Annotated in this window: 5 protein-coding genes; all 5 read left to right on the top strand. The window is 38.0% G+C overall.

Features of this window, described 5'->3' with window-relative positions; all coding sequences use genetic code 11:
* The first annotated feature begins 46 nt into the window (after nucleotides 1–46).
* Nucleotides 47–2,647, top strand: a complete 2,601-nt coding sequence (locus J2T03_RS18905; RefSeq protein WP_307220902.1) for a T9SS type A sorting domain-containing protein — start codon at nucleotides 47–49, stop codon at nucleotides 2,645–2,647.
* Between the two features lie 459 nt (nucleotides 2,648–3,106).
* Nucleotides 3,107–6,928, top strand: coding sequence for a DNA-directed RNA polymerase subunit beta (gene rpoB / locus J2T03_RS18900; protein ID WP_306845167.1), 3,822 nt, complete (start codon nucleotides 3,107–3,109; stop codon nucleotides 6,926–6,928).
* 111 nt (nucleotides 6,929–7,039) lie between these two features.
* A complete protein-coding gene (gene rpoC, locus J2T03_RS18895; RefSeq protein ID WP_306845165.1) occupies nucleotides 7,040–11,305 on the top strand; it encodes a DNA-directed RNA polymerase subunit beta' in 4,266 nt (1,421 codons plus the stop codon).
* An 87-nt stretch (nucleotides 11,306–11,392) separates the two neighbouring features.
* Complete coding sequence (locus J2T03_RS18890; protein ID WP_034702050.1) at nucleotides 11,393–11,698, top strand: DUF3467 domain-containing protein; 306 nt, start codon at nucleotides 11,393–11,395, stop codon at nucleotides 11,696–11,698.
* 248 nt (nucleotides 11,699–11,946) lie between these two features.
* Nucleotides 11,947–12,597, top strand: coding sequence for a Crp/Fnr family transcriptional regulator (locus J2T03_RS18885; protein ID WP_306845162.1), 651 nt, complete (start codon nucleotides 11,947–11,949; stop codon nucleotides 12,595–12,597).
* Nucleotides 12,598–12,635 lie beyond the last annotated feature (38 nt).

Here is a 12,635-nt window from a genome sequence, read left to right as displayed (position 1 = left end):
AGAACACAAACTTTAATAAAAAAATAAACAACAAAATAACAAAAAAATGGCAAAAAAATTATTCGAGAAATTTGCGGTAATGCTGATGATATTTATGATGTCTGCAGCAGTAACTGCTCAAAAAGGTTATGAACCTATCCGAGGGATGGGAGTAGAAGCCAAACCTGTAAATAATTCAGGTATTTGTCTGGCGTGCTATAATGGAAGTATGAATCCTGTTGTAGATGCTAATTTAGACAACAGTGTAAACATGGGAAACTTTGCTTCTTTGGTAAGCGGTAACGGTATTTCTGTGAAAAATACAAATACTACTTATCCTGCAGGTTATATCACAGGTTTCAATGTGGATCTGGGAACAAGCTTTATTACAGTAGATCTGTTGAGTTCACTAAGAATCAGTACATACAAAAATGGTGTACTTCAGGAATCTACTACAAGCAGTACTTTATTGTCAGTTCCTGCATTTGGAGGTGCTAAAAACAGAATTTTCCTTCACTTTAAGACAACCAGGGAGTTTGACGAAGTAAGATTGTACCAAACCAATGTGCTGTCTATATTCAGTGCAATGAATGTGTATTATGCCTTTGCATTTGATCCTACTAAAGTTCCTGTTGATACCAATGGTATCTGTGATGATATTATCGCAGGAAGCGGTGTAGATGGAAACGTATCAGGAAGCAGCAGTTTCCTTGCTCCGCTTTCTTTTGTTCAGAATAAAGAAAGAATAGGAGACGGAGATAAAAATTCTTACGGATCAATTGTATTGCCGGCTGGGCTTCTTGGATCTTATTCAGTAGGTGTATTAGACAAAAATCAGGTTTATCCTGCAGGAAACAGAACAGGTTTTGTAATCTCTCCAGATGATGAAGGAAAACTTTTAAGCGCAGAATTTCTGAAAAATATCACTGTAGAAACTTATTTATATGGTCAGCTTCAGGATTCCAGAACATTATCTGACGGAGGAGGACTTATTAATATTAAAGTTTTAGGTTTTGGTTCAGGAAAACAGAAAGTGACACTTACGGCTTCTAAGCCTTTTAACGAAGTACGCTTGAAAGTTACACAGACTTTAGGGGTTAACATCGGAGCTTTGAAAGTGTATTATGCATTTGAGGAGCCTGCATCTTGTGATTGTAATGACAAAATTCAGACAAGCGGTTCTGCAATTCCGGGAAACATAGTATCAGGAAGTAGCTGGACTTCCGGCCCTGGACTGTTTGGTCTTATTTTAGCAAAAATGGTAAATCCGTCAGCTATTGTAGATACCAATACATCTAATTATGCTACAGCAACTATTCCAGCTGCTTCATTTTTAAGTATTTTCTCTGCTTATGCAACAGTAAGCACTAACAGTTTGCTTCCTGCTAATACATATGCTGGATTCACATTGGAAAAAGCTGCGAACCTGATTGGGGTAAGTGTTCTTGAAAATATTACAGTAACCCTTTACAATAATAATACTCAGACAGATACTTTCACAAGTACAGGAAGTTTGATCAGTGGAAATTTCTTCACTACAGATTCTAATAAATTTTATGTAGGAGGTAAGGCAACTAAGCCTTTCAATCGTATTAAAGTTACGTTCTACAGCGGTACAGGAGTACGTATCCCTCAGAACTATTATATCTATAATGCGTTTGCAAGTAGAGATGATGATAACGACGGAGTGCCAAACTGCTTCGATCAGTGTCCTAACGGTAATGACAGTATTGATAATAACGGGAACGGTATTCCTGATTGTGCAGAAGGATGTACAGCAGTAAATGATAAGTCTCCTAGTATTGATACGGATGGTGATGGAATTGTGGATGCATGTGATCTTGATTCTGATAATGATGGAATTACAGATGCATTGGAAGACCTTGACGGAAATGGTAAATTTGAAGATGATGATACAGAAGGAGTGTTTGGGCCAGTTCAGGTATTGGGAGATGGAATTTCCAGCTACCTGGATTTAGATTCTGATAATGATGCTATTTTAGATTTATTTGAATCTGGTATCCCAGCATCAGTAATCAGCCAAATCGATACAGATCGTAATGGTATTATTGATAGCAATGTTGCAGTAGGAAGTAATGGTATTGCAGATATTTTAGAAACTTCTCCGGATTCTGGAGTATTGAAATATCCTCTTAAGAATACAGACGGTGATGATAAGCCAGATTTTGTTGACTTAAATTCAAACGGGGTTGATTATGATCTGTGGGCTATCGGTAAAGATAACTTAGATGATTTTGGGGCAGGATTTATCTCTAGAATCAATGATACAGATAAAGATGGTATCCAGGCTGTTGTAGATACAGATCTTGTAAAGAGAGGAGCGCCTAATTCTCCATTATCTCCTTACGCTGCTATGTTAAAGAGCGGATTGATGAAAGAAGATGCAAGGGGAATCACCTCTGATGTTACTTCAACTGCAAATGATATCCGTGTATACCCTAATCCGGTAAAATCAGGTGAAAACCTTAATGTTAAATCTGGAGAAGAAGGAACTTATACATTGTTCTCTGCTCAAGGACAGTTGATCAAATCAGGTAAATTCTCTGGTAATGCTGAAATTAATACAGCTTCACTACCTGCAGGTATTTACATCGTGAAAATCGAAACTAAATCAACAACGAAGTCTTATAAGATCATTGTAAAATAATTTCGGAATTATAATATAATAAAAGGCTGTCCCGCGGGATGGCCTTTTTTATTTGGATACGTTTTAACGATCTCAAAATGAAGAGGTTTTATTTGTCTGTGTGGATGAAATTTTGTACCTTTGTCCCTCTTTTGGCGCGAATAATTGTTTGTAAATCTATAAAATATTGGAAATCAGCTCTTTCATGAAATAATGAAGGAGGTTTCTCATATATAGACACTGCGGCAAATTCTGCCTCAAAAGTAAATGAAAATATTTTGCATTACGCTGTGAAAAGATATACCAGCGTTGCAGTTAGAAGTTAGATTAAAGATTTTTTAGAGTAAAAGAACAAAGAATAGACCGATGATTGCGCCAAAATTTTCTTACATATTCTTTTCCTTTCACCTTTTTTCTTTTGTCTTCTTCTGATATTTTTTAATGAATCAAAATATTTTTTAACCCTTTCTTAAAAGTTTTATGAGTAAAACAACAGCAACTACAAGGGGGAATCAGAGAATTAACTTCTCATCAGCTAAAGGAAAAATCATCACTCCGGACTTCCTGGACATCCAGCTTGAGTCTTTCAGAGATTTTTTCCAGCTTGATACCCTTCCAGAAGACAGAACAGACGAAGGTTTATACAGAACCTTCCAGGAAAACTTCCCGATCACCGATTCTAGAAATCAGTTCGTATTGGAATTCCTTGATTATCTGGTAGATTCTCCACGTTATTCAATTAACGAGTGTGTGGAAAGAGGATTGACGTATTCAGTCCCTCTTAAAGCAAGACTTAAATTGTATTGTACAGACCCTGAGCACGAGGATTTCCAGACTGTGGTTCAGGATGTGTATTTAGGCCCGGTTCCTTATATGACGCCTAGTGGATCTTTCATCATCAATGGTGCAGAGAGAGTTATTGTTACGCAGCTTCACCGTTCACCTGGTGTATTCTTCGGACAGACTTACCACGCAAACGGAACTAAACTGTATTATTCAAGAATTATCCCTTTCAAAGGATCTTGGATGGAATTTACGACAGATATCAATAGCGTAATGTACGCGTATATCGACCGTAAGAAAAAGTTACCATTAACTACCCTTTTAAGAGCGATCGGTTATGAATCTGATAAGGATATCCTTCAGATCTTTGACCTTGCTGAAGAAGTGAAAGTTTCTAAAGCTGCCCTTAAGAAAGTAGAAGGAAGAACATTGGCTGCGAGAGTATTGAACACTTGGTTCGAAGATTTCGTAGACGAAGATACAGGTGAAGTAGTTTCTATCGAAAGAAACGAAATCATCCTGGACAGAGAAACAATTCTTGAAAAAGAACATTTAGATCTTATTCTTGATGCTGGTGTGAAATCTATCCTGATTCACAAAGAAAACAGCAATGAATTCTCTATCATCCAGAATACATTACAGAAAGACCCTACAAACTCTGAAAAAGAAGCTGTAGAGTACATCTACCGTCAGTTAAGAAATGCAGATCCGCCAGATGAGGAAACAGCAAGAGGAATCATTGAGAAATTGTTCTTCTCCGAACAAAGATATTCACTTGGTGAAGTTGGACGTTACAGACTGAACAAAAAGTTAGGTCTTAACATTCCTACTACAACTGAGGTTCTTACAAAAGAAGATATCATTGCTATCGTAAGACACTTGATCGAGCTTGTGAACTCTAAAGCTGAGGTTGATGATATTGACCACTTGTCAAACAGAAGAATTAAAACTGTTGGAGAGCAATTGGCCGGGCAGTTCGGTGTAGGTCTTTCAAGAATTGCAAGAACAATCAAAGAAAGAATGAACGTTAGAGATAACGAAATCTTTACTCCACTTGATCTTGTAAATGCTAAAACATTAACATCGGTAATTAACTCGTTCTTCGGTACCAACCAGCTTTCTCAGTTCATGGACCAGACTAACCCGCTTTCAGAGATCACGCACAAGCGTAGACTTTCTGCACTAGGGCCTGGTGGTCTATCAAGAGAAAGAGCAGGTTTCGAGGTTCGTGACGTTCACCATACCCATTACGGAAGAATTTGTCCGATTGAAACTCCGGAAGGACCAAACATTGGTTTGATTTCATCTTTAGGTATTTATGCTAAAATCAATACCTTAGGTTTCATTGAAACACCATACAGAAAAGTAGAAAACAGTAAAGTAGATCTTAATGCAGATCCTATTTATCTTAATGCAGAAGACGAAGAAGATAAAGTAATTGCTCAGGCTAACGTAGAGTTGAACGATGGCGGAGAATTCTTAACAGACAGAATTATCGCAAGATTGGATGGTGACTATCCGGTAGTTGAACCTTCTCAGGTTAACCTTATCGACGTTGCGCCAAACCAAATTTCCGGTATTTCAGCTTCATTAATTCCATTCCTGGAACATGATGATGCAAACCGTGCATTGATGGGATCAAACATGATGCGTCAGGCTGTTCCTTTATTGAAGCCACAAGCTCCAATCGTTGGTACAGGTCTGGAACAGCAGGTTGCTAAAGATTCAAGAATCTTGATCAATGCAGAAGGTACAGGTGTTGTAGAATACGTAGATGCTGATAAAATTACCATCAAATATGAAAGAAGTGCTGACGAAGATTTAGTACAATTCGAGTCTGCCACTAAAACATACCACCTTACTAAGTTCAGAAAAACCAACCAGAGTACAACGATTACACTTAGACCAAACGTAAGAGTAGGTGAAACAGTGCAGAAAGGACAGGTGCTTTGTGACGGCTATGCTACTGAAAACGGAGAATTAGCTCTTGGTAGAAACTTAGTGGTAGCCTTCATGCCTTGGAAAGGATACAACTTTGAGGATGCAATCGTAATCAACGAAAAAGTTGTACGTGAAGACTGGTTTACTTCAATCCACGTAGATGAATATTCACTTGAAGTTCGTGATACCAAACTTGGTATGGAAGAATTGACAGCAGATATTCCTAACGTTTCTGAAGAAGCAACTAAAGATCTTGACGAGAATGGTATGATCAGAATCGGTGCTGAAGTGAAGCCTGGTGATATTATGATCGGTAAGATTACTCCAAAAGGTGAATCTGACCCAACTCCGGAAGAGAAACTTCTTAGAGCAATTTTTGGTGACAAAGCCGGTGATGTAAAAGACGCTTCATTAAAAGCGGATTCTTCACTAAGAGGAGTTGTGATCAACAAAAAACTGTTCTCCAGAAACATTAAAGATAAAAAGAAAAGAACTGAAGAAAAACTTAAACTTGAAGAAATTGAAAACACTTACAAGGCTAAGTTTGATGAGTTAAGAAACACTTTAATTGAAAAATTAAATACACTGGTAGGTGGTAAAACTTCTCAGGGAGTTACCAACGACCTTGATGAAGAAATCATCGGTAAAGGTGTGAAATTCACTCATAAATTATTGACTTCAGTTGAAGATTACGTTAATGTAAGCGGTGCAGACTGGACTGTAGATAATGATAAGAATGAATTGGTAAAACAATTAATTCATAACTATAAAATCAAGTTCAACGATATTCAGGGCGTTAAAAACCGTGAGAAATTTGCTATTTCTATCGGAGATGAGCTTCCTGCAGGGATCATGAAGCTGGCTAAAGTATATATCGCTAAAAAACGTAAGTTGAATGTAGGGGATAAAATGGCAGGACGTCACGGTAACAAAGGTATCGTTTCAAGAATCGTTCGTGAAGAAGATATGCCATTCCTTGAAGACGGAACACCGGTAGATATCGTATTAAATCCACTAGGGGTACCTTCCCGTATGAACATCGGACAGATCTATGAAACAGTTCTTGGATGGGCTGGTCAGAAACTGGGAATGAAGTTCGCTACACCAATTTTTGATGGGGCAAGTCTGGATCAGATCACTGAATATACAGAAAAAGCTGGTCTTCCTAAATTCGGTAACACTCACCTTTATGATGGTGGTACCGGAGAAAGATTTACTCAGCCGGCTACAGTAGGTATTATTTATATGCTGAAACTAGGACACATGGTTGATGATAAGATGCATGCACGTTCTATTGGTCCTTACTCATTGATTACTCAGCAGCCGTTAGGAGGTAAAGCTCAGTTCGGAGGTCAGAGATTCGGAGAGATGGAGGTTTGGGCTCTTGAAGCATTCGGAGCATCAAATATCTTGAGAGAGATTCTGACTGTGAAGTCGGATGACGTGATTGGTAGAGCAAAAACTTATGAAGCAATTGCAAAAGGTGAATCGATGCCTGAACCAGGTATTCCGGAATCATTCAACGTATTACTTCACGAGTTACAAGGACTTGGACTTGATGTAAGATTGGAGGAGTAATTAAAAGATTTAATTATTAAAAAATTAAAGAATTAATTAACTCTGAGATGATAAGAGCGAAAGTGATTTTAAATCTTTCAATCTTTTAATCTTTTAATCAAAAATTAAATTATGTCAAATAAAAATAAATCAAGTAGATTTAATAAAATAACCATCGGTTTAGCTTCACCAGAATCGATTCTTCAGGAATCAAGAGGGGAAGTCTTAAAGCCGGAAACTATTAACTACAGAACACACAAACCTGAAAGAGACGGTTTGTTCTGTGAAAAAATCTTTGGTCCGGTAAAGGATTACGAATGTGCTTGTGGTAAATACAAGAGAATTCGTTACAAAGGGATCGTTTGTGACCGTTGTGGAGTAGAAGTTACTGAGAAAAAAGTAAGAAGAGAGAGAATCGGACACATCAACCTTGTAGTGCCTATCGCGCACATCTGGTATTTCCGTTCATTACCGAATAAGATCGGTTACCTTTTAGGAATTCCCTCTAAGAAATTAGACATGATCATCTACTACGAAAGATATGTAGTGATTCAGCAGGGTATTGCTAAAAAATTAGACGGTTCCGACTTCGATAACATGGAGTTCCTTACAGAAGAAGAGTACCTTGACATCATGGAAACTCTTCCTGTGGAAAACCAGTATCTTGATGATTCCGATCCAAACAAATTCATCGCCAGAATGGGTGCTGAAGCTGTTGAAGATCTGTTAAAAAGAATCGATCTTGATGCATTGTCTTTCGATTTAAGACACAAAGCTCACAATGAAGGTTCCAAGCAAAGAAGAACTGAAGCTCTTAAAAGATTGAACGTTGTAGAGGCATTAAGAGGTGCCAATACAAGAATGATCAACAGACCGGAGTGGATGATTATGCGTGTGCTTCCTGTAATACCACCAGAGCTGAGACCATTGGTTCCGTTGGATGGAGGACGTTTTGCAACTTCTGACTTAAATGACCTTTACAGAAGAGTTATTATCAGAAACAACCGTCTGAAAAGACTATTGGAGATCAAAGCTCCGGAAGTAATCTTGAGAAACGAGAAGCGTATGCTTCAGGAATCAGTAGATTCATTATTCGATAATACAAGAAAATCTTCTGCTGTAAAATCTGAATCAAACAGACCATTGAAATCACTTTCTGATTCATTGAAAGGTAAGCAGGGTCGTTTCCGTCAGAACTTACTAGGGAAAAGGGTTGACTACTCTGCGCGTTCCGTAATTGTTGTAGGTCCAAACTTACAGCTTCACGAATGCGGTATTCCTAAAGATATGGCAGCAGAGCTTTACAAGCCGTTCATCATCAGAAAACTGATTGAAAGAGGTATTGTAAAAACTGTGAAATCTGCAAAGAGAATCATCGACAGAAAAGAGCCTGTAGTATATGATATCCTTGAAAACGTGATGAAAGGTCACCCTGTTCTACTGAACAGAGCACCTACTCTTCACAGACTGGGTATCCAGGCATTCCAGCCTAAGATGATCGAAGGTAAGGCTATTCAGCTTCACCCGTTGGTAACAACAGCATTCAACGCCGATTTCGATGGTGACCAGATGGCGGTACACTTACCGTTAGGCCCTGAAGCGATCCTTGAAGCTCAGTTATTGATGCTAGGTTCTCAGAACATCCTGAACCCTGCAAACGGTTCTCCTATTACCGTACCTTCTCAGGACATGGTTCTTGGTCTTTATTTCATGACCAAAGAATTAAGTTCTACGGAGGAGAAAAAAGTTTTAGGAGAAGGTTTAGCATTCTATTCTCCGGAAGAAGCGGAAATCGCTTATGCTGAAGGTAGAGTTTCATTAAACGCTAAGGTAAGATGTAGACTGCCAGTTAAAGAAGATGGTCAAATTACAACAAAATTGATCGAAACTTCTGTAGGTAGAATCTTATTCAACCAGATCGTGCCTAAGCAGTCAGGATATATTAATGAACTTCTTACTAAGAAATCATTAAGAAATGTTATTGGTAAAGTACTTGCTGATACAGATTTCCCTACAACTGTGAAGTTCCTAGATGCAATGAAAGATTTAGGATATTCAAATGCATTCAAAGGAGGTCTTTCATTCTCATTAGGTGACATCGTTGTTCCCGTTGAGAAAAAGAAAATGATTGCTACATCTATTGAAACTGTTGACGAAATTAGAGCCAACTATAACATGGGTCTGATTACAGATACAGAACGTTATAACCAGGTAATTGACGTTTGGACAAACACCAACGCCGGATTAACTGAAATGATCATGGGTAGAATGAAAACCGATCAAGGTGGATTCAACTCTGTATATATGATGCTTGATTCTGGTGCGAGGGGTTCCAAAGAACAGATCCGTCAGTTATCAGGGATGAGAGGTTTGATGGCAAAACCGCAGAAAGCTGGTTCTACCGGTGCGGAAATTATTGAAAACCCGATCCTGGCAAACTTTAAAGAAGGTCTTTCCATCCTTGAGTACTTTATCTCTACTCACGGTGCCCGTAAAGGTCTTGCGGATACCGCTCTTAAAACAGCCGATGCCGGTTACTTAACAAGAAGATTGGTAGACGTTGCTCAGGACGTTATCGTTACCGAGGACGACTGTGGTACTTTAAGAGGTACTGAAGTTACTGCACTGAAGAAGAATGACGAGATCGTTGAAAAGATCTCCGAAAGAATCTTAGGTAGAGTTTCTCTTCATAACATCTATGATCCTGAAACAGACGAGTTAATCGCTGAGGCAGATCAGGTAATTAATGAAGCATTAGCCAAGAGAATTGAAGCAGCCGGACTGGAATTTGTGGAAGTTCGTTCTCCACTTACTTGTGAAACTAAGAAAGGGATCTGTGCGAAATGTTACGGTAGAAACTTAGCAACAGGTAAAATGATTCATATGGGTGAAGCAGTAGGTGTAATTGCTGCACAGTCCATTGGGGAGCCTGGTACTCAGCTTACGTTGAGAACCTTCCACCAAGGGGGTGTATCCACGAACGTTTCAGAAAACCCATCTATTGTTGCAAGAAGAGACGGTATCGTAGAATTGGACGAAGTAAGAACAATTACTTCTGAAGATGAAAACGGTAATACTGCAGAAGTGGTAGTTTCCCGTACAACAGAATTCAGATTGGTTACCGATAATGAGCAGAGAACACCATTAATGATTACTAACGTACCTTACGGTTCCCAGTTAGTAGTTAAATCCGGTGATAAAGTGAAGAAAGGTGATCTTATTGCAAAATGGGATCCGTATAACGCGGTAATTATTGCTGAAACTGCTGGTAAAGTAGAATACGAGGATATCATCCAGGGTATTTCATTCCAGCTTGAAATTGATGAACAAACAGGATTCGAAGAGAAAGTAATCTCTGAATCCAGAAATAAGAAAGCCGTACCTACTCTGAAAGTGGTAGATTCTAAAGGAGTTGAGCAGAAAGGTTACAACTTACCGGTAGGAGCCCACTTAATGGTAAACGATGGTGAAAAAATTAAGGCTGGTAAAGTCTTGATCAAGATCCCAAGAAAATCTGCAAAAGCAGGGGATATCACCGGAGGTCTTCCGAGAGTTACCGAATTATTCGAAGCAAGAAACCCTTCAAACCCGGCGGTTGTTACTGAAATCGATGGGGTAGTTTCTTACGGAAAAATCAAGAGAGGTAACCGTGAACTTATTGTTGAAGCTAAAACTGGCGAAAGAAAGATTTATCTTGTAAAACTTTCCAACCAGATCCTTGTTCAGGAGAATGACTTCGTAAGAGCTGGTTCGCCACTTTCTGACGGTTCAATCACACCGGATGATATCTTAAGAATCAAAGGCCCAACTGCAGTTCAGGAATATTTAGTAAATGAAATTCAGGAAGTTTACCGTCTTCAGGGGGTAAAAATAGACGATAAGCATTTCGAAATCATCGTAAGACAGATGATGACAAAAGTATCTATCGTAGATGGAGGTGATACTCAGTTCCTTGAAGGTGCACTAGAACATAAATTTGACTTCCTGGAAGAAAACAACAGGGTATTCGGTCTTAAAGTAGTAGTTGAAGCTGGTGATTCTAAAGAATTCAAGCCAGGTCAGATGATTACTGCAAGAGAATTAAGAGATGAAAACTCTAAGTTGAAGCGTGAAGATCAGGCTTTAGTTGAAGTAAGAGAAGCACTTCCTGCTACAGCAACGCCTGTATTGCAGGGTATTACAAGAGCAGCTCTTCAGACTAAGTCATTCATGTCTGCAGCATCATTCCAGGAAACTACTAAAGTTCTGAACGAAGCAGCTGTTGCTGGTAAAGTAGACTTCTTAAGTGGCCTTAAAGAAAATGTAATTGTAGGACACAGAATCCCTGCAGGTACAGGTCTTAAAGAATACCAGAATGTAATTGTAGGTTCTAAAAAAGAATTTGAAGACCTTAACTAAAATTAATGATTTGAAATTTGAGGTTTGGATTTATTTTTATATTTTCACAATCTCAAATTTCGAATTTAAAAAACATAATTTATAACAATGGACAACAATCAAAATCCTCAAGATGGAAACATCAACATCGAATTAAACGAAATGGTAGCTGCTGGAGTATATGCTAACTTAGCATTGGTAAACCACTCTCCATCTGAATTCGTTGTAGATTTCATCCAATTAATGCCAGGTGTACAACAGGCTAAAGTAAGATCAAGAATCATTCTTGCTCCACTTCACGCTAAGAGAGTACTTTCTGCTCTTCAACAAAACATCACTAACTACGAGCAGCAATTTGGAGAAATCAAAGAAGTTGAGCCTTTCGTATTAGGTGGGAACAACGTACAAGCTTAAGATATTTCTTACAATACATAAGAATGCCTCAAATTTATTTGAGGCATTTTTTATTCCCATATATAGTTGAAAACTGAAAAAAAGAAAACCGGAATTTGAACCACAGTTTAAGCTGGATCATCATTTTTGTTTAATATTTATTTATCAATAAACTGTTAAGTTTTTATCAGATAATTAAAGAATATTTTTTTTCTGATAATATCAATTAGCCAATTTTATATATTTGCTTTGAAAACAATATAGAAGATATGATAAATAACCAATTTATCCTTAGCAAATTTGGGTTTTTGGGGGATGATTTTTTAAATGAGCTGCATGCGAATGCGATTATTACTGAAATAAAATCAAAAACAGAAATTATCAGGGAAGGACAAAAAAATAAATATGTTCCTTTTCTCATTAAAGGGTCTATAAAAGTCTTTACCCTCAATGATGGTAGAGAACTGATTTACTACTATATTAAACCCAATGACAGCTGCCTGATGACTTTTTCATCCATTTTTACAGATTATACAAGCAGGGTATATGCTGTTGCAGAAGAAGAATCTGAAGTGATCCTGATTCCTGTTTCTGTTATCCATGGTTGGCTGATCCGTTTTCCTGAGCTCAACAGGGTATTTTATCATGAATATGATAGACGTTTCTCAGATATAATGAATATGGTGAATGATGCCGTATTTCACAGGCTCGATAAAAGAGTTTTGAACTATATCCGTCAGCAGATTTCAGCTACCGGAAACAACCCTTTAAAGATCACGCATCGTGAAATAGCCAACAATTTGGGCACTTCCAGAGAGGTTGTAAGCAGGGTTTTGAAAAAGATTGAAAACGAAGGCGAAATTCTTCAGACCAAAGAAGGAATCAAAATCCTTGTAAATGAAAATGTTAGACCTGTCTAATATATGAAGTTTTAATTATTTTATTTTTATCATTGATA

This window comes from Chryseobacterium lathyri (assembly GCF_030812195.1).
GTDB lineage: Bacteria > Bacteroidota > Bacteroidia > Flavobacteriales > Weeksellaceae > Chryseobacterium > Chryseobacterium lathyri_A.
This window is presented reverse-complemented; position numbering and strand designations above follow the sequence as displayed.